The organism is Candidatus Pelagibacter bacterium nBUS_30, from assembly GCF_051201245.1.
GTDB lineage: Bacteria > Pseudomonadota > Alphaproteobacteria > Pelagibacterales > Pelagibacteraceae > Pelagibacter.
The window spans coordinates 1,180,654-1,202,653 of sequence record NZ_CP172842.1 but is presented as its reverse complement, the minus strand read 5'-3'; the positions used below and the strand labels follow the sequence as shown (position 1 = coordinate 1,202,653).

Here is a 22,000-nt window from a genome sequence, read left to right as displayed (position 1 = left end):
CCACATTCCAAACAAAGATAATACAAGTTTTGTTATTAATTTTGAATGGTGAAAAAAACTCTTTCATTATTATTTATTTTATTAACATTTAGCAGTTTTGTGTTTGCTCAAGACAAAAATTCTGAAGTGGATAATTTATTTCACATTGATCAAATGAATTCTCATAATGAAAACTTTGCTCTTTATTTCAAAACTAGAGAAAAAGCAGTATTAGCAAGAGGTGAAAACAGTAATTATATAAATGATTATCCTAAAGATCTTTATATTTATGATTATAAAACAAAAAGTTCATCTCCACTAATATCTTATGAGTGGTTTCCAGCTAGAGCAAAATACTTTCTTGAAGAATATGATTTTCCAGTATTTCCTGACGATTTTGCTTATTATCTTTTAAAAGATAACACAACATTAGTAATGATTAGTGCAATTAAAAGTTTAAACGCTAATTTCAAATTTGATATTTTGGAAAAGAAATTAGAACTTTATCCGCGAAATGGAAAATTTGATTTTATAATCTCATCAATTGCTAAAAATTGTGGACATGACAATTTTAAAGAAAATTATAAATGTAGTTTTTATAAACCTTTAATTTCCAGTACGTTAATTAATTAATTTGAGTAAACGCCTCTGCAAATTTTTCAGCTTCAAAAATTTGAAGGTCATCCTCTTTTTCTCCTAAACCTAAAGCAATAATTGGAAGTTTATATTTTTTAGCAACAGCTAAAAGAATACCTCCTTTTGCTGTTCCATCTAATTTAGTCATAATTAAACCGGTAATTGGAATTATTTTATTAAACTCTTCAACTTGATTAATGACATTTTGACCTGAAGTTGCGTCTAATACTAATATTACATCGTGCGGCGCATCAGGATCTATTTTTTTTGTTACATTTGCAATTTTTTTATATTCTTCCATTAAATTTTTTTTATTTTGCAATCTTCCAGCAGTATCAATTAACACCTGATCAAAGTTATTACTAATTGCATCCTCAATAGCTTTGTATGCAACAGAAGCTGGATCTGCATTCTGTGAGGATTTTGTTATTTCAACATCAATTTTTTTTGCCCAATTTTCTAATTGCTCAATAGCTGCAGCTCTAAAAGTGTCTGATGCAGCTAGCATAACTTTATTTCCATTAGTTTTTAATATTTTGCTAATTTTTCCAATAGTTGTTGTTTTGCCAACACCATTAACTCCTGAAACTAATGTTGCATTAATTTTTTCTTTTTTTTTAAAGAATTCTTTATTTTCAAGTGGTTTCATTAAGGAAATTATATAATTTTTTAAAATCAAATTTATTTCTTCAGCGATATCTTTATTAGGATCAATTTTGCTATCAGAAATTATTTCTTTAATTTCAGAAGCAGCAACAGTACCAACATCAGATTGAATTAAATATTCTTCGATTTTATCTAAAGTTTTGTCATCTATCTCTTTTTTTACAACTATGTCTCTTAAACCAGATGTAAAAGCAGATGCACTTTTTTTAAAGCCAGATTTAAATTTATCAAAAATTCCCATTAAATTTTAATTTCAATATTTTTTATATCTGAAACAGGTCCTTTCATATGGATGCTATTATTTTGATCAATTGAAATTGATAATTTACCAGTAGAAAATTCTACATCTACTTTATTGTTTGTCAGTCCATTTTGTTTTGCGGCAAAAGCAGTTGCACAGGCTGCTGTTCCGCAGGCTTTAGTTAAACCAGCACCTCTTTCCCAAACTTTTACTTTGATTAACCCATGGTTAATCACTGTTGCTAAAGTTACATTGCATTTTTCTGGAAAAAAATTATGTTTTTCTATTTTTGGTCCAATTTTGTTAATGTCAAAATTTTCATTATTATCAACAAAAAATATTACATGAGGATTTCCAACATTTATAGCTGTACCACCTACATGTTCATTTTTATTTAAATCATAAATTTTAATATTTAAGTTTTTTGTGTTTAAATCTTTAGATAAAGGAATTTCGTTCCATTTTGTTTTTCCTACTCCTATTTCTGTTGAAACCAGTTTATCTCCTAAAATTTCAGATTTTAAGTTACCCGATAGCGTGGTTAAATTGATTGTATCTTTATTAGTTTCTTTACTCAATAAATCTGCAACACATCTTGTACCATTTCCACACGCACCAGAAGTGCCACCGTCAGAATTATAAAATTCTAAGTAAGCATCAGCTGTTTCACTCTTTTTAATTAAAATTAACTGATCACAACCTATAAATTTTCTATCACAAATTTTTATTATTTGTTCTTTGGTAAGGTTTGTAATTTTTTGTCTATTATCAATAATCACAAAATCATTGCCTAAACCATCCATTTTAAAAGCTTTTAAATCCATATATAGATATTTAACTTATTTATTGACTTTTTGAACCTCTATTATAGGTTGTTTCCGTTTCCGCAAAAACATTAACTTTGCGGTGTCTTTGGAAACAAAGAGATCGACACTAGTCAGCGAGGGTTCGCCCACTAGTGCGATTACTGCTGTGCGTAATAAATATGTTTGAAAATTTAACAAATAAATTCGAAGAAATTTTTTCTTCTTTAAAAAAAGCTCCTTCACTTGATGAAGCTCAAGTAGATGAGGGTTTAAGAGGTATCCGACAAGCTTTATTGGAAGCAGACGTATCCCTTGATGTTGCTAAAGATTTTATCGAAAAAGTTAAACCAAAAGTTTTAGGACAAGAAATTATCAGATCAACCTCTCCTGGAGATATGGTTGTAAAAATTGTCTATGATGAATTGGTCAATTTATTAGGTGAAACAAATAATGATATAAATCTTAATGCTGTCCCACCAGTACCTATGATGCTTGTTGGTCTTCAAGGTTCAGGTAAAACAACTACGACTGCAAAATTAGCTAAATACTTAGAAACGAATAAAAAGAAAAAAGTTATGATGGTTAGTCTTGATATTTATAGGCCAGCCGCACAAGAGCAACTCAGATCTCTTGGCGAACAAAATAATATTTTAACATTACCTATAATAGAAGGTCAACAACCAACAGATATTTGCCAAAGAGCAATAAGTGCAGCTAATCTTAATGGAGCTGAGATTATCTTATTCGATACAGCAGGAAGAACCCAAATTGATTTACAAATGATGAGTGAAATTAAACAAATTGAAAGTGTAATAAATCCCACAGAGACCTTTTTGGTTGCAGACTCTTTAACAGGTCAAGTAGCAGCATCTGTTGCAAAAGAATTTAAAAATACAGTAAATCTTTCTGGAATAATTTTAACTAGAGCAGATGGTGATGCAAGAGGTGGAGCAGCTGTAAGTATGAAATATGTTTCTAATGTTCCAATTAAATTTTTAGGTATAGGTGAAAAAATAGATAATCTTGAAGTATTTCATCCAGACAGAATAGCAAACAGAATTCTTGGTATGGGAGATATAGTATCTCTTGTAGAAAAAGCTGCACAGGATTTAGGTGAAGAAAATATTAAAAAGGCTGAAGAAAATTTAAAAAAAGGTCAATTTTCTATGCAGGATTATTTAACACAATTGAGACAAATGAAAAAAATGGGTGGAATAGAAGGTATAATGTCTTTTATGCCGGGTGTTTCAAAAATGAAATCTCAAATGGATTCAGCAGGAATTGATGAAAGTATAATCACAAAAAATGAGGCGATTATTTTATCAATGACTAAAAAAGAAAGAGAGAACCCTAAACTTATTGACGGTTCTAGAAAAAAAAGAATTGCTAATGGCTCTGGCACAGATCCAGCCACTATCAATAAATTGCTTAAGCAATTTAAAATGATGTCAGAAATGATGAAGAAGATGTCAAAAGGAAATCTGAAAGGTATGTCTGATAAGGGGATACCGCCAGAGCTATTTAATCAATTAAAATAAAAAAAAGGAGAACGAATGTTAAAATTAAGATTATCAAGAGGTGGAACAAAAAAACGTCCTGTTTACAAAGTTGTTGTAGCAGATAGTCGTTTTGCAAGAGACGGAAGATTTATTGAGAAAGTTGGGTTTTTTAACCCTCTTTTGCCTAAGGATAAAAAAGAAAGAGTTGGACTTGAAGCTGAAAGAATCAAATATTGGTTAGGTCAAGGTGCTCAACCAACTTCTAGAGTTGCAAGAATTTTAGGTGAAAATGAATTAATGGCAATGCCTGCAAATGGTAATAACCCTAAAAAAGCTGTTCCAAAAAAAGAGAGAAAAAAAGAAGGTGACGAAGCTCCAGCAGCTCCTAAAGCAGAGGCAGCACCAGCAGCAGAAGCTCCTAAAGCAGAGGCAGCACCAGCAGCAGAAGCTCCTAAAGAAGAAGCTCCTAAAGCAGAGGCAGCACCAGCAGCAGAAGCTCCTAAAGAAGAAGCTCCTAAAGCAGAGGCAGCACCAGCAGCAGAAGCTCCTAAAGAAGAAGCTCCTAAAGAAGAACAGAAATAATTTAAAGATTATTTATGTGGCAAGCACAAGTGTTTACACTTTATCCAGAAGTTTTTCCTGGACCTTTATCTAAAGGTTTGTACGGGAAAGCTCTATCTAAAGAGTTGTGGAATTTAAGGATTGTAAACATTCGTGATGCAGCAAAAGACAAACATAAAACTGTTGATGATACTCCGTACGGAGGCGGTTCTGGTATGCTTTTAAAAGCAGACGTTATGGCAAAATCTTTAGATCAAAATAAAATAGAAGGTGAAAGAATTATTTATTTATCACCTAAAGGAAAAAAGTTTGATCAACATTATGCGCGTGATTTATCAAAGGAAAAATCTGTATCTTTTATTTGTGGACATTTTGAGGGTGTTGACGAAAGAGTGCTGACAACAAGAAATATTGAAGAGGTTAGCATTGGAGACTACATATTGTCAGGTGGTGAAACAGCTGCGTTTGTTCTTATAGATAGTATATTGAGACTTTTGCCTGGGGTTTTAGGTAACGAAAACTCAAAAGTAGATGAGAGTTTTGAAAATGGCCTATTAGAGTATCCACAGTACACAAAACCTCAAATTTGGGAGGAAAAAGGTGTTCCGGAGGTCTTATTATCAGGCGATCATAGCAAAATTAAAGACTGGCGTTTATCTCAATCTGAGGCTATAACACGCGTCCGAAGACCAGATTTGTGGCAAAAATATAAGAAAAACTAATTTGATAAATACAGATATGAAAACAATTGAAGAAATAAACCAACATAACGTAAAAAAAATACTTTCAGAGAAAAAAATTCCAGATTTTTATCCAGGAGATGTTGTTAAAGTTGGGGTTAGAATTACCGAAGGTAAAAAAGAAAGAATTCAATATTTTGAAGGTGTTTGTATTGCTAAAAAAAGTAGAGATTTGAACTCATCTTTTACTGTAAGAAAAATTTCTTTTGGCGAAGGTGTTGAAAGAACATTTCCTTTATATGGTACGTTAATAGATTCAATTAAAGTAATAAGATCAGGTAAAGTAAGAAGAGCTAAGCTTTATTATTTAAGAGATAGAACAGGTAAATCAGCAAGAATTGCAGAAAAGATAAGAAAAAAAATTGGAATAGATGTTGATGTAAAACCTGAAACAGTTACTGAAGAAAACGTAGCGCCAGCAGCAGAAGCTCCTAAAGAAGAAGCTCCAGCAGCTGAAGTTGCTAAAGAAGAACAAAAATCAGAAAGCCCTTCAGAAAAAAAATAATTTTTTTTTCAATGTCCACTACTCTTTACGATAAAATTTGGAACGATCACTTAGTTGATCAACAAGACGATGGTACTGCATTACTTTTTGTAGATAGACACTTAGTTCATGAAGTAACTAGCCCACAAGCTTTTGAAGGCTTGAGAAATTCAAATAGAAAAGTTAGACATCCTAATTTAACTTTAGCTGTAGCTGATCATAATGTACCAACAACAGATAGAACTAAGGGAATAGCTGATGTAGATTCAAAAATACAAGTTGATACTTTGGAAGCTAATTGTAAAGAATTTGGTATTCAACTTTTTGGAATGGATGATAAAAGACAAGGTATCGTTCATATCATTGGGCCTGAGCAAGGTTTTACTCAACCTGGAACAGTAATTGTATGTGGTGATAGTCACACAGCAACTCATGGTGCTTTTGGTTCGTTAGCATTTGGTATTGGTACGTCAGAGGTTGAACATGTGTTAGCGACACAAACATTAGTTCAAAAAAAAGCAAAAAATTTTAGAATTAATGTTAATGGCCAACTTCCTTTAGGAGTTACATCTAAAGATGTGATACTTCAAATTATTGGAAAAATAGGAACAGCTGGAGGAACAGGCTCAGTTATAGAATACGCAGGTGATTTAATTAGATCACTAAGCGTTGAACAACGAATGACCATTTGCAATATGACAATTGAAGGTGGAGCAAGAGCTGGATTAATAGCACCAGATGAAAAAATATTTAATTATTTAAAAGGAAAACCAATGTCTCCTAAAGGAGATAATTGGGAAAAAGCTTTAAATTATTGGAATAGTCTTAAAACTGACGCTGATGCAAGTTTTGATCAAGAGCTTAATTTGAATGCTGGTGAAATTTTACCGATGATAACTTGGGGAACATCTCCACAAGATGTAATTACAATTGATGGCAAGGTGCCAAATCCGCAAAGTGAAAATGATGAAGACAAAAAAAATTCAATAGAAAGATCTTTAAAATATATGGGCTTAAAACCAGATATGGCGGCAAAAGATATTAAGATAGATAAAGTGTTTATTGGAAGCTGCACTAACGGAAGAATAGAGGATTTAAGAGAGGCTGCTAAAATTTTAAAAGATAAGAAAATTTCATCACATGTTGATGCAATGGTTGTTCCAGGATCTGGTTTGGTAAAAGAACAAGCTGAACAAGAGGGGTTAGACAAAATATTTGTTAATTCTGGTTTTGAGTGGAGAGAACCTGGTTGTTCAATGTGTTTAGCTATGAATGCAGATAAATTAAAACCTGAAGAAAGATGCGCATCTACTTCAAATAGAAATTTTGAAGGAAGACAGGGAAGAGGTGGGAGAACTCACCTGGTAAGTCCTGGAATGGCTGCTGCTGCTGCAATATCTGGAAATCTAGATGACGTTAGAAAGTATCAAAACTAAATGCAAAAATTTAATAAATTAAAAAGTATTCCAGCTTACTTACCAATAGTTAATATTGATACAGATATGATTATTCCAAAACAATTTTTGAAAACTATTAAAAGAACAGGACTTGGAAAAAATTTATTTTTTGAAATGAGATATGATGATCAAGGTAAAGAGGTTAATGATTTTGCATTAAATCAAAGTCCTTTTAATAACTCAAAGATTTTAATTGCTGGTAAAAATTTTGGATGTGGATCATCAAGGGAGCATGCACCTTGGGCATTATTAGATTTTGGAATAACTTGTGTTATTAGTTCAAGCTACGCAGATATCTTTTATAGTAATTGTTTTAAGAATGGAATTTTACCAATAATTCTTGAAGAAGATAAAATTAAAGAACTATCAGAATATGCAAACAGAAAAGAAGAAATTTCTGTCGATTTAAATGAGGAAAAAATTGTATATGGAAATAGTGAAATAAAATTCCAAATTGATCCATTTAAGAAAAAGTGTTTGCTTGAAGGATTAGATGATATAGCTCTGTCTTTGAAAAAATCAGATAAAATTGAAAAATTTGAAAGAAATATTAAAAATATAAAACCATGGATTTTTAATGATTAAAGTAAAAAAAAGAAAAATACTTTTATTACCTGGTGATGGTATTGGTCCAGAGGTAATTGGTGAAGTTAAAAAAATTATTAAATGGTTTAATGACAAAAGATCATTAGATTTTGAGATAGATGAAGATCTTGCTGGTGGATGTTCATATGATAAGCACGGAACACCAATTACTGATGAGGTATTTTATAAAGCCCTAGAAAGTGAAGTTGTTATGTTAGGAGCTGTTGGTGGACCTAAATGGGATGATTTAGATTTTTCAAAGAAACCTGAAAGAGCATTATTAAAGTTAAGAAAAGAATTAAAATTATTTGCAAATTTAAGACCTGCAATCTGTTTTGAACAATTGGTGGATGCTTCTACGCTTAAGCCAGAAATAGTATCAGGATTAGATATAATGATAGTTAGAGAATTAACAGGTGGAATTTACTTTGGTGAACCAAGAGGAATTAAACCAATAGAAAATGGTGAAAGAAAAGGCATTAATACTCATACGTATACTACTAGCGAAATAACTAGAGTAGCTAGAGTGGCTTTTGATTTAGCTAAAAAAAGATCAAATAAAGTTACATCTTGTGAAAAATCTAATGTAATGGAAGCCGGACAGCTATGGAAAGAGGAAGTTCAAGAATTACATGATAAAGAATATAAAGATGTCGAATTAAGTCATATGTTAGCAGACAATTGTGCGATGCAACTTTTAAGAAATCCCAAACAGTTCGATGTGATAGTTACTGACAATTTATTTGGAGATATGCTTTCAGATCAAGCTTCCATGTTAACAGGATCTTTAGGTCTTCTTCCATCTGCTTCTCTTGGAGCTAAGAATAAAGATGGTGAAATGAGAGCAATGTATGAGCCAATTCATGGTTCTGCTCCAGATATCGCAGGTAAGGGAGTTGCAAATCCAATTGCATCAATTTTAAGTTTTGCAATGGCTCTTAGATATTCATTAGATCTGGATAACGAAGCTGATGCGTTAGAAAAAGCAGTACAAGAAGTATTAAATGATGGCTTAAGAACCAAAGACATCCTGTCTGACGGAATGAAAGAAACATCAACATCATCAATGGGTGATGCGATAATTTCAAAATTGCAATAATTCTAGAATTATTCTAAGGTTTCAAAATGCCAAGTTATATTGCGCCAGTTGAGGACATGCTGTTTCTCTTTGAAAAATTAAGAGACAACAAGAACTACAATGAATTAGAAAAATACAATGAAGTTAGTCCAGATTTAGTTAAAGATATTTTAGAAGAGGCTGCAAAAATAAATCAAAATTTGATTTTACCATTAGCAAAGTCAGGAGATGAAAATCCAGCAGTTTTAGAAAACGGAGTGGTCAGAACACCCCCGGGCTATAAAGAAGCTTACCAAAAATATATTGAAGATGGTTGGACATCATTATCTTGTGACCCTAAATATGGTGGCCAAGGAATGCCAAAAACAGTTAGCGCTTTCTTTGATGAAATGCTTTCTTCAGCAAGCTTATCATTTAAATTATATAGTGAATTAAGCATTGGTGCTTACAATTGTATTAGTCATCATGCACCAGATGAAATTAAAGAAAAATATCTACCAAAGATAGTCGAGGGAAAATGGAGCGGAACAATGTGTTTAACAGAACCTGTCTGTGGAACAGATTTAGGTTTATTAAAAACAAAAGCAGCCAAACAATCTGACAACACTTATAAAATTAGTGGTCAAAAAATTTTTATTACTTCTGGTGACCATGATTTAACAGAAAATATAATTCATTTGGTTTTAGCTAGATCAACAGATTCTCCCACAGGCACCAAGGGTATAAGTTTATTTTTAGTTCCCAAGTTTATTGTGAATGAAGATGGGACAGTTGGACAAAGAAATGGAGTGTCTACAGGATCAATAGAAAGTAAAATGGGTATAAAAGGTTCAGCAACATGTGTTTTAAATTTTGATGAAGCAACTGGTTATTTGATAGGTACAAAAGACAAAGGTTTAAACGCAATGTTTACCATGATGAATCTAGAAAGAATAGTTGTTGGTATACAAGGTTTAGGTATTTCAGAAATAGCATATCAAAACTCACTTGCTTATGCCAAAGAAAGAAAACAAGGAAAAACTAATAATACTAAATCAGAGAATGGTGCTGATTTTATAATCGAGCATGCTGATATAAGAAGATCTTTGCTAAATATGAAATCAATAATTGAAGGTGAAAGAGCATTGTGTTTTTGGCTATCTCAACAAACAGAAGTAAGTCTTTATCATCCAGATGCCAAAATTAAACAAGAAGCTTCTGATTATGTTTCATTAATGACACCAGTTGTAAAATCATTGTTCACTGATCTAGCCATGGAAATCACCAGTGATGCAATGCAAATTCATGGAGGATATGGATATACAAAAGATCAAGGAATTGAACAATTATATAGAGATAACAGGATTACTCCAATTTATGAAGGAACAAATTCAGTTCAGGCAGCTGATTTAGTATTTAGAAAACTATCCAATAAAAATGGAAATGTGGTTAATAAATTTTTAGAAATGATTAAAATTGAAAGTGAAAGTAAAAATGAAAAGGTAAAAAGCTTTTCTAAAGAATTGAATTATTATTTAGATATTTTATCAAAATTTACTGATTGGATTAATGACAAAAGTAAGACTGATAAAGATGATGTGAGTGCAGCTGCTAATGATTATTTAAAAACGCTTGGTTTTGTTTCTGTAGCATATTCGTGGATAAAAATTCTTGAGGTTAGCTTTAGTGACTACGAGTCTAATAAAAATTTTTATAATGATAAGATTAATACGGCAAAATTTTATTTTGAAAAAGTATTACCAAGAGCAGAGTACCATTATAAATCTGCAATATCAGGAAGCTCAAATATAATGAATTTTAAATTTAACTAATTATGAGCAATTACGAAAAAAATTTAGATAAAAATAAAGCAAACTATGTACCTCTTACCCCATTAACGTTTTTAGAAAGAGCTAAAGATGTCTACCCTAGTTATGAAGCGATAGTTTATGAAGATAGAAAGTATACTTGGAGTCAAGTCTACAAAAGATCTGTAAAATTTGCTAGTGCTTTATCAAAAATTGGAATTAGCAAAGGAGACACAGTTTCATTTTTAGCTTTCAATACTCCAGAAATTTTTGAGGCTCATTATTCGGTACCAATGACTGGTGGTGTATTAAATACAATTAATATCAGATTAGATGCAAACACTATCGCTTATATTTTAGATCATAGTGAAGCGAAAGTTTTAGTTGTAGATAGACAGCTTCACGTAGAAGTAAAAAAAGCATTAAAAATTTTAGACAAAAAGATTATTGTAATTGATATTAATGATAAACATGCAGATCAATCCAAGTTAGAAAAAATTGGTGATTTAGAATATGAAGATTTTTTAAATTCAGGCGATGAAAATTATGATTGGAAAATGCCAGAAGATGAATGGCAGGCAATATCACTAAGCTACACATCAGGTACAACAGGGAATCCAAAAGGTGTTGTTTACCATCATAGAGGTGCCTACTTAATGTCTACTGGGAGCACAGTAGCGTGGAATATGCCTAATAGGTTAAATTTTCTTACTATAGTTCCTATGTTTCACTGTAACGGTTGGTGTTATCCTTGGACAATTCCTATGTTAAATGGAAGAACTATTTGTCTAAGAAATATTGACGTTAAAAAAATTTTTGAATTAATTGATAAATATAATGTAACCCATTTTGGTGGAGCACCAATTATATTGAATATGATCACTGGAGCACCAGAAAGTGATCGAAAAAAGTTAAAAAGAAAAGTTTATGTTTTAACTGCAGGAGCTCCTCCACCTAGTATTATTTTTAAGAAAATGAAAAACCTAGGATTTGAAGTAATGCATGTTTATGGTTTAACGGAAACTTACGGTCATGTCACACAGTGTGCCTGGAATGATGAATGGAATGAATATGATGAAGAAAAGCAAAACGAAATTAAAGCAAGACAGGGTGTTAGGTATCCCAATCTTGAAGGCGCTACTATTATGGATCCCGAAACTATGAAGGAAGTACCAAGAGATGGAAAAACTATTGGTGAGATCATGTTAAGAGGAAACGTAGTGATGAAGGGCTATTTTAAAGATAAAGTGGCTACCGATAAAGCTATGGCTGGTGGCTGGTTTCACTCAGGAGATTTAGCAGTAATTCATCCTGATGGTTATGTAAAAATACAAGATAGATCTAAGGATATAATTATTTCAGGAGGCGAAAATATATCATCAATAGAAATAGAAAATACACTTTCAAAACATCCATCTGTATCAATAGCAGCAGTAGTTGCAAAACCTGATGAAAAATGGGGCGAAGTACCTTGTGCATTTATTGAAATGGTCCAAGACAAACCAGTTACAGAAAAAGAATTAATTGATTTTTGTAAAGAAACATTGGCTGGTTTTAAAGTTCCAAAAAAAGTTATTTTTTGTGAGTTACCAAAAACATCAACAGGCAAAATTCAAAAATTTGAGTTAAGAAAAAAATTCTAGGTAATTAATTGATATATCAGTTAGAAAATAAAAACTTTCATGCATCTGATGCAGGGCAAGGTATTGATGGTAAAAAAGATACGATTATTTTTCTTCATGGCAGTGGTCTTTCACACATTGTTTGGTCTTTAGCAGAACAATTTTTTTCTAATAAAAATTACAATGTTTTATCAATTGATTTACCTGGACACGGAAGTTCTGATGGCCCTTGTTTAAAAACAATAGAAGATATTGCAGATTGGTTAGAAAAAGTATTTGTAAAATTAAAATTAGAGAAAGTTATTTTGGTTGGCCATTCTCAAGGATGTTTGGAGATGCTTGAATATTCTCATAAATACAAAAAAAGAATAAAAAAAATGGTTTTCATTGGTGGTTCTTACAAAATGCCAGTTAATAAGGATTTAATAGATTTAGCTTTAAATGCAGATACTGACGCTGTTAAATTAATGATGAAATGGGGTTATGAAGGGTCAAAAAAATTTATTGGAGGAAATCCTGTTGAAAAAATAATTCAATCTCCGTCTGACATTAGAGAAATATTAGCTGTCGATTTGATCGCCTGTAATAATTATGCAAATGGGTCTAATGCTATAAAAACAATTGATTGTCCAACTTTATTAATTTTTGGTGCATTAGATAAAATGGTAAATTTAGAAGTTGGTAAAAAATTTGCAAATTTAATTAAAAATTCTACTACTCACATTATAGAGGGTTGTGGTCACATGATTATGATTGAAAAAGCATTTGAAATGAGAGAAAAAGTCTTAGAATTTTTACAAAAATGAAACAATATTCAATTGCAAAATCTAGAAGACTTAGAGGTACTCCATATACCTCAAGAATAGAGAAACAAGGTGTAACTGCTTATACTGTTTATAACCATATGCTTTTACCTGCTGCATTTGGATCTTTAGAAGATTCATATACGCATTTAAAAAAAGATGTTCAAATTTGGGATGTAGCGGCTGAGAGACAAGTAGAAATCCAAGGAAAAGACTCTGCAAAACTTGTTCAGCTGATGACATGTAGAAATTTATCAAAATCAAAAATAGGAAGATGTTATTATTGCCCAATTATTGACGACGATGGAAATTTGGTAAACGATCCAGTGGTCTTAAAATTAGCAGAAGATAAATGGTGGATATCAATTGCTGACTCAGATGTAATATTTTTTGCAAAAGGTTTGGCGTCAGGATACAAACTGAATGTAAAAATTATTGAACCAGTAGTGGATATTATTGCTATTCAAGGGCCTAAATCTTTTAGCTTAATGGAAAAAATTTTTGGAAAACCAATTACAGAATTAAAATTTTTTGGTTTTGATTATTTTAATTTTGAAGGCACGAAACATTTAATTGCAAGATCTGGCTGGTCTAAGCAAGGAGGATACGAAGTGTATGTTCAAAATACAAAATCAGGACAAAAATTATATGATCATTTATTTGAAGTTGGAAAAGAATTTAATGTTAAACCAGGCTGTCCAAATTTGATAGAAAGAATTGAAAGTGGTTTGCTTTCTTATGGTAATGATTTTGATAATAATGATAATCCTTTTGAGTGTGGCTTTGATCAGTATGTTTCTTTAGATAGTGAGACAAATTTTTTGGGCAAAGAAAAATTAAAAAAAATAAAATCAGAAGGTATTCAAAAAAAATTAATGGGTGTTCAGTTTGATATTAAAGAAATAAGTTTAGTAGGTTCATTAGATTTAAAAGATGAAAAAGATAATATAATTGGTGAATTAAGGTCAGCATGCTACTCTCCACATTTTAAAAAAGTTATTGGAATTGCAATGTTAAAAAAGCCTTATTGGGAGGCTTCAAAAACTGTTAAAGTTGAGATAAACGGTAACATTTGTACTGGAAACGTTTGCGATTTACCTTTCATTTAGTATAAACTTTAACAAAATCATGAATATAGCTATTGTTGGAGCCACTGGAAATGTAGGCAGAAAAATACTCGAAGTTCTTGAAAAGAAAGAACTGTCTATGGATAATCTATATCTATTAGCTTCATCAAGAAGTGCTGGATCAAAAATTAATTTTAAAGGTAATGATTATGAAGTTTTAAATTTAGAAACTTTTGATTTTTCTAAAGTTAAAATTACTTTCTTTGCAGCAGGTGGAAAAATTTCAGAAAAATTTGTTGAAAAAGCAGCCAAACATTCGCTGGTTATTGATAACTCTAGTTTCTACAGAATGGATCCTGATGTTCCTTTAATAGTACCTCAGGTAAATTCAAATCACTTAAATAACATAAAAAAAAATATTATTGCAAATCCCAATTGTTCAACTGCTCAATTAGTTTTACCCTTAAAACCTTTGCATGATTTATTCATTATTAAAAGAATAGTTGTATCAACTTACCAATCAGTTTCAGGAGGAGGCAAAGCCCCCATGGACGAATTGATAGAACAATCTAAGTTAGTATTAGAAAATAAAAAAGTTAACTCTAAGAACTTTACAAAACAAATTGCATTTAATGCTATTCCTCACATAGATGTTTTTGCAGATGATGGTTATACAAAAGAAGAATTAAAAATGGTAAATGAAACTAAAAAAATTTTAGATAACAAAATAGATCTAACAGCAACATGTGTCAGACTGCCTGTTTTGGTTTCTCACTCAGAATCTGTGAATATTGAATTTGAAAAACCTTTTACAGTAGAAAAAGTAAGAGAGGCTCTTGATAATTTTGAGGGATGTAAAGTAATTGATGAGAGATCTGATGGTGGCTATTCTACGCCTATAGAAGCTGAAGGTAGAGATGAAACTTTTATTTCAAGGATTAGAGAAGATAAAACTATAAATAATGGATTAAATATGTGGATTGTTTCAGATAATCTTTTAAGAGGTGCAGCTTTAAATTCAGTTGAGATTGCAGAAACATTAATTAAAAATAACTTTTATGGAAAATAAAAGCCCATTATCTCCACATATACAGATTTATAGATGGCATATTTCATCTTTAGTATCCATTTCTCATCGTGTAACCGGAATAATAAATATTATTGCTATAACTCTAATTTGTCTTTGGGTTTTATTGTTATTTTTTGGGGAAGTTAATTATGCATTGATTAATTTTGTATTAAATTCATTTCTTGGAAAATTTATTGCTTTAGGTTTTGCTTGGTCTTTTAGTTTTCAAATATTAAGTGAGATTAGACACTTAATAATGGACATGGGTTATGGTTTTGAATTACAAACAACTCGTATAACAGGGCTAGTTGTTATTTTTGGTTCAATTTTATTAACTATTATAATATATTTATTAGGTAAAAATTTAATATGAACTTAGCTACTAAAAAATGGATTTTTCTCAAAATCTCATCAATTATTTTATTACCTTTAATGCTTTGGTTTATTGTTAATTTTATAGCAATTTATGACAGTAGCTATACGGAGGTTGTAGAGTTTTTTACTAACTCAAAATCTAAATTTTTGTTCAGTTTATTTATTATTTTTGCTTATTTTTTTTCAGCACTAAGTATTAGTGAGGTTTTTGAAGACTATATTGAAGATGATAAAATCAAATATGTCGCAAACAGAGTATTATTTATTTCTGCTATAACAATTCCATTATTAACAATTATTTTTTTATTTAATCTAAATTAATGAGTTCTTACAAAATTGTAGATCATGAATATGATGTTGTTGTTCTTGGAGCAGGTGGATCTGGTTTAAGAGCAGCTGTAGGATTAAGTGAAGCAGGATTAAAAACTGCTTGTATTTCAAAAGTATTTCCAACTAGAAGTCACACCTCTGCTGCACAGGGAGGAATTTCTGCAGCCCTAGGAAATATGGGTGAGGATGATTGGAGGTGGCACATGTACGATACTGTAAAGGGTGCAGACTGGTTAGGAGATCAGGATAGCATTGAATATTTATGCAAAGAAGCACCAAAAGCAGTAATTGAGTTAGAAAAATATGGCGTTCCATTCAGCCGAACTGAAGAAGGAAAAATTTATCAAAGACCTTTTGGTGGAATGACAAAAAATTATGGAAATGGAATAGTTCAAAGAACTTGTGCAGCGGCAGATAGAACAGGTCATGCGATACTACACACGTTATATGGGCAAGCTCTTAAACATAATACGGAATTTTTTATAGAATATTTTGCTTTAGATTTATTGATGAAAGATGGGGAGTGTAAAGGGCTGATTGCTTGGAACTTAAATGACGGAACAATCCATAGGTTTAGAGCTCATACAGTGATTATAGCAACAGGTGGCTATGGAAAAGTATATTATTCAGCGACTTCTGCTCACACCTGTACAGGAGATGGTAATGCAATGGTTTTAAGAGCTGGATTGCCACTGCAAGACATGGAGTTTGTCCAGTTTCATCCAACAGGAATATATGGTCATGGTACTTTAATAACAGAAGGAGCTAGAGGTGAAGGGGGTTACCTTACAAATTCAAAAGGTGAGAGATTTATGGAAAGATATGCCCCTAACGCAAAAGATCTAGCATCAAGAGACGTAGTAAGTAGGTCAATGTCAATTGAAATTAATGAAGGAAGAGGAGTTGGAAAAGATCAAGATCATGTTCATTTAAACTTAAGTCATTTAGATAAAGAAATTATTGAAAACAGATTGCCTGGAATTACTGATGCTGCAAGATTATTTGCAAATGTTGATATTACCAAGGATCCAATTCCAGTGGTTCCAACAGTGCATTATAATATGGGTGGTATTCCAACAAATTATAAAGGGGAAGTTTTGACAGTGAATGGCTCTGAAAAAACCGTTCCTGGATTGATGGCTATTGGTGAAGCAGCATGCGTTTCGGTTCATGGAGCAAATAGATTAGGATCCAACTCTTTAATTGATTTAGTAGTTTTTGGAAGAGCTGCTGCTAAGAGAGCTGCAGAATTAGTTAAACCAGGGGAACCGCATGAAGAAATTGGAGATTCAGAAACTCAAAAATGTTTAGACAGATTTGACAAATTAAGAAATGCAGAAGGAGATACTGGTACAGCCGAATTAAGACTAGCGATGCAGAAAACAATGCAATCTAAGTGTGCAGTTTTTAGAACAGAAAAAACTCTTAAAGAAGGAGTTGAAGAAATAAGAAAAACTTACGATGGATTAGAATCTATATCAGTAAAGGATAAATCATTAGTATTTAATACTGATTTAGTAGAAACTTTAGAATTTGACAATCTAATTAGACAAGCTGTAGTGACAGTAGACTCTGCCTATAATAGAAAAGAAAGTAGAGGAGCGCATGCTCGAGAAGATTTCCCCAAAAGAGACGATGAAAAATTTATGCAACATACACTTGCTTGGTGCGAGGGCAAAAATACAAAAATTAGTTATAGAGAGGTACATAAATCTACGTTGACAAATGAAGTCCAATATTTTCCTCCACAAGAAAGAGTTTATTAATGGTACAAATAAATTTACCTAAAAACTCCGAAGTTAAAAAAGGTGAATATTATCAAGATAAGACTGGTTCAAAAAATATAAGAAAAGTTAATGTTTATAGATGGGATCCTTCTACAGAAGAAAACCCTAGATTAGATACCTATGAAGTGGATATGGATAACTGTCCTTCAAAAGTTCTAGATATTCTAAACAAAATTAAGAATGAAATTGATCCATCACTAGCTTACCGGAGATCTTGTGCACATGGAGTATGTGGATCTTGTGCTATGAATATGGGAGGTAAAAATGGTCTTGCGTGTACTACACCTCACGCAGAAATTGATGGTGACATAGACATTTATCCATTACCTCATTTAAAAATTAAAAGAGATTTGATTGGTGACTTAGATGGACTTTATAAACAATATCAATCCATTGAACCTTGGTTAAAAAATAATTCAACGAAAGAAACAACTGAAATAGTGCAATCAAAAGAAGAAAGAGCTAAACTTGATGGAGCATATGAATGTATTATGTGTGCATGTTGTTCAACATCATGTCCAAGTTATTGGTGGAATGGTGATAAATATTTAGGTCCTGCTGTACTTCTTCAAGCATATAGATGGATCATTGATAGTAGAGATGAAGAAAGAAAAGCAAGATTGAAAAAGGTTGCTGATGAATTAAAGCTTTATAGATGTCATACTATTCTTAATTGTACCAGCGCTTGTCCAAAAGGCTTAAATCCTGCAAAAGCTATAGCTGAAATTAAAAAAATGATAGCTACAGCCAATGTTTAAATAGACTAATAAGTATTTTTGATCTAAAACACCGTATTCATGAAATTAATAGAACACTACGTAGGTGGAAAAGTTATTCCAGGTAATTCTGATAGAAAAACCAAAATTTTTAATCCAGCGACTGGAGAACAAGAGTCAGAAGTTAAATTGGCATCAAAAGCGGATTTAGATCAGGCAGTTGAAGTAGCAAAAAAAGCTTTTGAAACCTGGTCTTTGAAACCTGCTCTTCAGAGAGCAAGGGTAATGTTTAAGTTTAAAGAATTAATAGAAAAAAATTCTGATGAACTTACGAAATTAATTGTGTCTGAACATGGAAAAGTTTATGAAGATGCAAGGGGTTCATTGACTAGAGGTTTAGAAGTTGTTGAGTTTGCTTGTGGAATTCCAAATTTATTAAAAGGTGAATTTTCTGAAAACGTTGGAACAAATGTAGATAGTTGGTCTATGAGACAATCACTAGGAGTGGTTGCAGGAATTACTCCGTTTAATTTTCCAGCAATGGTTCCAATGTGGATGTTTCCAATAGCTATTGCATGTGGAAATACTTTTATTTTAAAACCATCAGAAAAAGACCCTTCATGCCCAATGAGATTAGCTGAATTACTTACAGAAGCTGGACTTCCAGAAGGTGTATTTAATGTGGTTAATGGAGATAAAGAATCTGTAGATGCAATTTTAGAAAACAAAGACATAAAAGCTGTGAGCTTTGTAGGTTCAACACCTATTGCAAAATATATTTATGAAAATTCAGCTAAAAATGAAAAAAGAGTTCAAGCATTAGGTGGAGCAAAAAATCACTTAGTTGTTATGCCAGATTGTGATTTAGATGGAGCTGTAAATGGATTAATGGGTGCAGCTTATGGTTCAGCCGGAGAAAGATGTATGGCTCAGTCAGTTGCTTTAGCAGTTGGAGATATCGGTGATGAATTAGTTTCAAGATTATCTAAAAAAGCAGAGGCTTTAAAAGTTGGCCCAGGAATGGATAAGAATTCTGAAATGGGACCTTTAGTTACCAAAGAACATTTAGAAAAAGTAAAAAGCTACGTAGACTTAGGAGTTGAAGAAGGAGCAAAGCTCGTAGTTGATGGAAGAAATTTAAAGCTACAAGGATATGAAAATGGTTTTTATATTGGTGGCTGTTTGTTTGATCATGTTAATAAAGACATGAGAATTTATAAGGAAGAAATTTTTGGACCAGTATTATCGGTTGTTAGAGTAAAAACTTTTGAAGATGCTGTAAAATTAATTAATGATCATGAATATGGAAATGGAGTTAGCATTTATACGAGAGATGGAGATGCGGGCAGAACTTTTGCAAATAAAATTCAAGTAGGTATGGTTGGTATCAATGTTCCAATCCCTGTACCAATGGCTTTTCATAGTTTTGGTGGCTGGAAAAGATCTTTATTTGGAGATAGCGGAATGCATGGAATGGAAGGAATAAAATTTTATACAAAATTAAAAACAGTAACTTCAAGATGGCCTTCTGGCATTCGTTCAAATGCCGAATTTGTAATGCCAACAATGAAATAAGAGGAAATAAATGAAAAAAATATCTTTAATAGGTGCGGGCCAAATTGGTGGAACTCTTGCACATTTAATTGGAACAAAAGAATTGGTTGATGAAGTGGTGTTATTTGATGTTGCAAGTGGTATTGCAAAAGGTAAAGCACTTGATATTGCTCAATCGTCATCAGTAGATGGTTTTAATGTAAAATTCTCAGGAACAGATGATTATAAAGATATCAAAGATTCAGATGTAATTATTATTACGGCGGGGGTGCCTAGAAAACCTGGTATGAGCAGAGATGACTTGTTGGGAATAAATTTAAAGATTATCAAACAAGTAGCAGAAGGAATTAAACAAAACGCACCTAATTCATTTGTAATATGTATTACAAATCCATTGGATGTCATGGTTATGGCTTTTCAAAAATTTTCAGGTTTACCAGCCAACAAGGTTGTTGGTATGGCTGGAATTTTAGACAGCTCAAGATTTAAATTATTTCTATCTTTAGAATTAAATATTCCTGTTAAAGAAATAGATGCAATGGTAATGGGTGGCCATGGAGATACAATGGTTCCAATGCCTAGATTTACAAAAGTTTCAGGAAAACCTTTGCTTGATTTAGTTAAAGAAGGAAAAATATCTCAAGAAAGATTAGAAGAAATAAATCAAAGAACTAGAGATGGTGGGGCTGAAATAGTTAAATATTTAGAAAAAGGATCAGCATTCTATGCACCAGCAGCATCAGGAATCCAAATGGCAGAAGCATATTTAAATGATGAAAAAAAATTATTACCATGTGCTATTCAATTAAATGGTGAGTATGGTGTGAGCAATGTTTATGCAGGTGTTCCAGTAATTATTGGAAAAGATGGAGTTGAAAAAATAGAGCAAATTGATTTAGATGATAAAGAGAAAAAAGAATTTATGCATTCTATTGATGCAGTTAAAGCTCTTTGGGAAGCGGCATCTAAAATAGATCCTGATCTTTCTAAGTAAAAATGAACATTCACGAACATCAAGCTAAACAAATTTTAAAGAAATATGGTGCAACCGTTCCAGAGGGTGTGTTTGCATTAACAGTTGATGAGCTCGTAGAAAAAGCAAAGTCATTAAATACACAAAAATATGTTTTAAAAGCCCAGATCCATGCTGGTGGAAGAGGTAAAGCTGGAGGTGTAAAAATTTTAGACACCATTGAAGAATTGAGCAAAGCTGCAAAAGATTTAATGGGAAAAACTTTAGTAACCCACCAAACAGGACCTGAAGGTAGAGAAGTAAAAAGATTATATGTTGAAGAGTCATCCAACATAGACAAAGAGTTTTATTTATCTTGTTTAGTGGACAGAGCTAGTTCAAAAATCGCTTTTATATCTAGTGATCAAGGAGGAATGGATATTGAGGAAGTTGCCAGTAGTACACCAGAAAAAATTATTACAACGAAAGTTGATATAAACAATGAAATTACCGATAAAGATTGTGAAGAGATAGTTAAGATTTTTAATTTAAGTGATAGTACAAAAACACAAGCAATATCGCTAATAAAATCAATTTATCAAATGTTTATAAGTACAGATGCAAATATGGTTGAGGTCAATCCATTGATCTTAACAAAAGAAGAAAAAATAATTTGCTTAGATGCAAAAGTAAATTTTGACTCTAATGCTTTGTTTAGGCATCCAGAAATTGTTGAGTTAAGAGATTTAAACGAAGAAGATCCAACAGAAATAGAGGCTAGCAAACATGATTTAGCTTATATCAAATTAGATGGAAGTATTGGTTGTATGGTTAATGGAGCAGGGTTAGCTATGGCAACTATGGACATAATTAAATTATATGGGAAAGAACCAGCTAATTTTTTAGATGTGGGTGGAGGCGCTTCAAAAGAAAAAGTTTCAGCAGCTTTAAAAATAATATTATCAGATAAAAATGTTAAAGGAATTTTAATCAATATTTTTGGTGGCATAATGAGATGTGATGTTCTTGCTCAAGGAGTAGTTGATGCTGCAAAAGAAATAAATATTAGTGTTCCTCTTGTTGTCAGACTTGCAGGAACAAATTTTAAAGAAGGAAAAGAAATATTAGATAATTCAGGACTAAAACTAATTTCTGCTGAAAACTTAGATGATGCTGCTAAAAAAATTGTAGAGGCTATTAAATAAA

At 31.8% G+C, this 22,000-nt stretch carries 22 protein-coding genes; 20 read left to right on the top strand and 2 right to left on the bottom strand.

What is annotated here, in order from left to right:
• Window positions 1-45 precede the first annotated feature (45 nt).
• Window positions 46-612: a hypothetical protein gene (locus ACIJYE_RS06520; RefSeq protein WP_435090106.1), complete on the top strand. Its 567-nt coding sequence runs from the start codon at window positions 46-48 to the stop codon at window positions 610-612.
• Here ACIJYE_RS06520 and ftsY read toward each other — a convergent pair.
• Window positions 605-1,522 carry a signal recognition particle-docking protein FtsY gene (gene ftsY, locus ACIJYE_RS06515; protein WP_435090104.1) on the bottom strand — a complete coding sequence of 306 codons (918 nt, stop codon included), beginning with the start codon at window positions 1,520-1,522 and terminating at the stop codon, window positions 605-607. The two genes, ACIJYE_RS06520 and ftsY, sit on opposite strands and share 8 nt — an antisense overlap.
• Window positions 1,522-2,346, bottom strand: coding sequence for a diaminopimelate epimerase (gene dapF, locus ACIJYE_RS06510; protein ID WP_435090103.1), 825 nt, complete (start codon window positions 2,344-2,346; stop codon window positions 1,522-1,524). The genes ftsY and dapF overlap by 1 nt, the downstream gene beginning before the upstream one ends.
• Before the next feature lie 161 nt (window positions 2,347-2,507).
• Here dapF and ffh point away from each other — a divergent pair, with 161 nt between their 5' ends.
• Genes ffh through sucC form a run of 19 tightly spaced genes read left to right on the top strand, consistent with a single transcriptional unit; the run spans window position 2,508 to window position 21,999 of the window.
• Complete coding sequence (gene ffh, locus ACIJYE_RS06505; protein ID WP_435090102.1) at window positions 2,508-3,866, top strand: signal recognition particle protein; 1,359 nt, start codon at window positions 2,508-2,510, stop codon at window positions 3,864-3,866.
• 15 nt (window positions 3,867-3,881) lie between these two features.
• Window positions 3,882-4,409 (top strand): 30S ribosomal protein S16, encoded by a 528-nt coding sequence (gene rpsP / locus ACIJYE_RS06500; RefSeq protein WP_435090100.1) that lies wholly within the window; start codon window positions 3,882-3,884, stop codon window positions 4,407-4,409.
• 14 nt (window positions 4,410-4,423) lie between these two features.
• Window positions 4,424-5,110 carry a tRNA (guanosine(37)-N1)-methyltransferase TrmD gene (trmD, locus tag ACIJYE_RS06495; protein WP_435090099.1) on the top strand — a complete coding sequence of 229 codons (687 nt, stop codon included), beginning with the start codon at window positions 4,424-4,426 and terminating at the stop codon, window positions 5,108-5,110.
• 16 nt (window positions 5,111-5,126) lie between these two features.
• Window positions 5,127-5,633: a 50S ribosomal protein L19 gene (gene rplS, locus ACIJYE_RS06490; protein WP_435090098.1), complete on the top strand. Its 507-nt coding sequence runs from the start codon at window positions 5,127-5,129 to the stop codon at window positions 5,631-5,633.
• Between the two features lie 11 nt (window positions 5,634-5,644).
• Complete coding sequence (gene leuC, locus ACIJYE_RS06485; protein WP_435090096.1) at window positions 5,645-7,048, top strand: 3-isopropylmalate dehydratase large subunit; 1,404 nt, start codon at window positions 5,645-5,647, stop codon at window positions 7,046-7,048.
• Entirely contained in the window at window positions 7,049-7,654 is a 606-nt protein-coding gene (leuD, locus tag ACIJYE_RS06480; protein WP_435090095.1) for a 3-isopropylmalate dehydratase small subunit, read from the top strand.
• Window positions 7,647-8,753, top strand: a complete 1,107-nt coding sequence (gene leuB / locus ACIJYE_RS06475; RefSeq protein WP_435090093.1) for a 3-isopropylmalate dehydrogenase — start codon at window positions 7,647-7,649, stop codon at window positions 8,751-8,753. The genes leuD and leuB overlap by 8 nt, the downstream gene beginning before the upstream one ends.
• 26 nt (window positions 8,754-8,779) lie before the next feature.
• Window positions 8,780-10,543: an acyl-CoA dehydrogenase family protein gene (locus ACIJYE_RS06470; protein ID WP_435090092.1), complete on the top strand. Its 1,764-nt coding sequence runs from the start codon at window positions 8,780-8,782 to the stop codon at window positions 10,541-10,543.
• Between the two features lie 2 nt (window positions 10,544-10,545).
• On the top strand, window positions 10,546-12,162 hold the full coding sequence (locus ACIJYE_RS06465; protein ID WP_435090091.1) for an acyl-CoA synthetase: 1,617 nt from the start codon (window positions 10,546-10,548) through the stop codon (window positions 12,160-12,162).
• A gap of 8 nt (window positions 12,163-12,170) precedes the next feature.
• Window positions 12,171-12,947 carry an alpha/beta fold hydrolase gene (locus ACIJYE_RS06460; RefSeq protein WP_435090089.1) on the top strand — a complete coding sequence of 259 codons (777 nt, stop codon included), beginning with the start codon at window positions 12,171-12,173 and terminating at the stop codon, window positions 12,945-12,947.
• Window positions 12,944-14,053 carry a dimethylsulfoniopropionate demethylase gene (locus ACIJYE_RS06455; RefSeq protein WP_435090088.1) on the top strand — a complete coding sequence of 370 codons (1,110 nt, stop codon included), beginning with the start codon at window positions 12,944-12,946 and terminating at the stop codon, window positions 14,051-14,053. The genes ACIJYE_RS06460 and ACIJYE_RS06455 overlap by 4 nt, the downstream gene beginning before the upstream one ends.
• Window positions 14,054-14,072: 19 nt before the next feature.
• Window positions 14,073-15,080: an aspartate-semialdehyde dehydrogenase gene (locus ACIJYE_RS06450; RefSeq protein ID WP_435090087.1), complete on the top strand. Its 1,008-nt coding sequence runs from the start codon at window positions 14,073-14,075 to the stop codon at window positions 15,078-15,080.
• Window positions 15,070-15,453 carry a succinate dehydrogenase, cytochrome b556 subunit gene (sdhC, locus tag ACIJYE_RS06445; protein WP_435090085.1) on the top strand — a complete coding sequence of 128 codons (384 nt, stop codon included), beginning with the start codon at window positions 15,070-15,072 and terminating at the stop codon, window positions 15,451-15,453. Before ACIJYE_RS06450 ends, sdhC begins: the two co-directional genes overlap by 11 nt.
• The gene (gene sdhD, locus ACIJYE_RS06440) at window positions 15,450-15,776 is read left to right on the top strand and encodes a succinate dehydrogenase, hydrophobic membrane anchor protein (protein ID WP_435090084.1); all 327 of its coding nucleotides are present in this window, start codon (window positions 15,450-15,452) and stop codon (window positions 15,774-15,776) included. Before sdhC ends, sdhD begins: the two co-directional genes overlap by 4 nt.
• Complete coding sequence (gene sdhA / locus ACIJYE_RS06435) at window positions 15,776-17,551, top strand: succinate dehydrogenase flavoprotein subunit (protein ID WP_435090082.1); 1,776 nt, start codon at window positions 15,776-15,778, stop codon at window positions 17,549-17,551. The genes sdhD and sdhA overlap by 1 nt, the downstream gene beginning before the upstream one ends.
• Window positions 17,551-18,330, top strand: a complete 780-nt coding sequence (locus ACIJYE_RS06430; RefSeq protein WP_435090081.1) for a succinate dehydrogenase iron-sulfur subunit — start codon at window positions 17,551-17,553, stop codon at window positions 18,328-18,330. The genes sdhA and ACIJYE_RS06430 overlap by 1 nt, the downstream gene beginning before the upstream one ends.
• A 39-nt stretch (window positions 18,331-18,369) precedes the next feature.
• Window positions 18,370-19,863, top strand: coding sequence for a CoA-acylating methylmalonate-semialdehyde dehydrogenase (locus ACIJYE_RS06425; RefSeq protein ID WP_435090080.1), 1,494 nt, complete (start codon window positions 18,370-18,372; stop codon window positions 19,861-19,863).
• Window positions 19,864-19,873: 10 nt separating this feature from the next.
• Window positions 19,874-20,836 (top strand): malate dehydrogenase, encoded by a 963-nt coding sequence (mdh, locus tag ACIJYE_RS06420; RefSeq protein ID WP_435090079.1) that lies wholly within the window; start codon window positions 19,874-19,876, stop codon window positions 20,834-20,836.
• 2 nt (window positions 20,837-20,838) lie between these two features.
• Complete coding sequence (gene sucC / locus ACIJYE_RS06415) at window positions 20,839-21,999, top strand: ADP-forming succinate--CoA ligase subunit beta (protein WP_435090078.1); 1,161 nt, start codon at window positions 20,839-20,841, stop codon at window positions 21,997-21,999.
• Window position 22,000 lies beyond the last annotated feature (1 nt).

What these genes read in the sequence shown, in the direction of transcription:
- ACIJYE_RS06520 (WP_435090106.1), top strand. Translation starts at nt 46, where the DNA reads ATGGTGAAAAAAACTCTTTCATTATTATTTATTTTATTAACATTTAGC.
- ftsY (WP_435090104.1), bottom strand. Translation starts at nt 1,522, where the DNA reads ATGGGAATTTTTGATAAATTTAAATCTGGCTTTAAAAAAAGTGCATCT.
- dapF (WP_435090103.1), bottom strand. Translation starts at nt 2,346, where the DNA reads ATGGATTTAAAAGCTTTTAAAATGGATGGTTTAGGCAATGATTTTGTG.
- ffh (WP_435090102.1), top strand. Translation starts at nt 2,508, where the DNA reads ATGTTTGAAAATTTAACAAATAAATTCGAAGAAATTTTTTCTTCTTTA.
- rpsP (WP_435090100.1), top strand. Translation starts at nt 3,882, where the DNA reads ATGTTAAAATTAAGATTATCAAGAGGTGGAACAAAAAAACGTCCTGTT.
- trmD (WP_435090099.1), top strand. Translation starts at nt 4,424, where the DNA reads ATGTGGCAAGCACAAGTGTTTACACTTTATCCAGAAGTTTTTCCTGGA.
- rplS (WP_435090098.1), top strand. Translation starts at nt 5,127, where the DNA reads ATGAAAACAATTGAAGAAATAAACCAACATAACGTAAAAAAAATACTT.
- leuC (WP_435090096.1), top strand. Translation starts at nt 5,645, where the DNA reads ATGTCCACTACTCTTTACGATAAAATTTGGAACGATCACTTAGTTGAT.
- leuD (WP_435090095.1), top strand. Translation starts at nt 7,049, where the DNA reads ATGCAAAAATTTAATAAATTAAAAAGTATTCCAGCTTACTTACCAATA.
- leuB (WP_435090093.1), top strand. Translation starts at nt 7,647, where the DNA reads ATGATTAAAGTAAAAAAAAGAAAAATACTTTTATTACCTGGTGATGGT.
- ACIJYE_RS06470 (WP_435090092.1), top strand. Translation starts at nt 8,780, where the DNA reads ATGCCAAGTTATATTGCGCCAGTTGAGGACATGCTGTTTCTCTTTGAA.
- ACIJYE_RS06465 (WP_435090091.1), top strand. Translation starts at nt 10,546, where the DNA reads ATGAGCAATTACGAAAAAAATTTAGATAAAAATAAAGCAAACTATGTA.
- ACIJYE_RS06455 (WP_435090088.1), top strand. Translation starts at nt 12,944, where the DNA reads ATGAAACAATATTCAATTGCAAAATCTAGAAGACTTAGAGGTACTCCA.
- ACIJYE_RS06450 (WP_435090087.1), top strand. Translation starts at nt 14,073, where the DNA reads ATGAATATAGCTATTGTTGGAGCCACTGGAAATGTAGGCAGAAAAATA.
- sdhC (WP_435090085.1), top strand. Translation starts at nt 15,070, where the DNA reads ATGGAAAATAAAAGCCCATTATCTCCACATATACAGATTTATAGATGG.
- sdhD (WP_435090084.1), top strand. Translation starts at nt 15,450, where the DNA reads ATGAACTTAGCTACTAAAAAATGGATTTTTCTCAAAATCTCATCAATT.
- sdhA (WP_435090082.1), top strand. Translation starts at nt 15,776, where the DNA reads ATGAGTTCTTACAAAATTGTAGATCATGAATATGATGTTGTTGTTCTT.
- ACIJYE_RS06430 (WP_435090081.1), top strand. Translation starts at nt 17,551, where the DNA reads ATGGTACAAATAAATTTACCTAAAAACTCCGAAGTTAAAAAAGGTGAA.
- ACIJYE_RS06425 (WP_435090080.1), top strand. Translation starts at nt 18,370, where the DNA reads ATGAAATTAATAGAACACTACGTAGGTGGAAAAGTTATTCCAGGTAAT.
- mdh (WP_435090079.1), top strand. Translation starts at nt 19,874, where the DNA reads ATGAAAAAAATATCTTTAATAGGTGCGGGCCAAATTGGTGGAACTCTT.
- sucC (WP_435090078.1), top strand. Translation starts at nt 20,839, where the DNA reads ATGAACATTCACGAACATCAAGCTAAACAAATTTTAAAGAAATATGGT.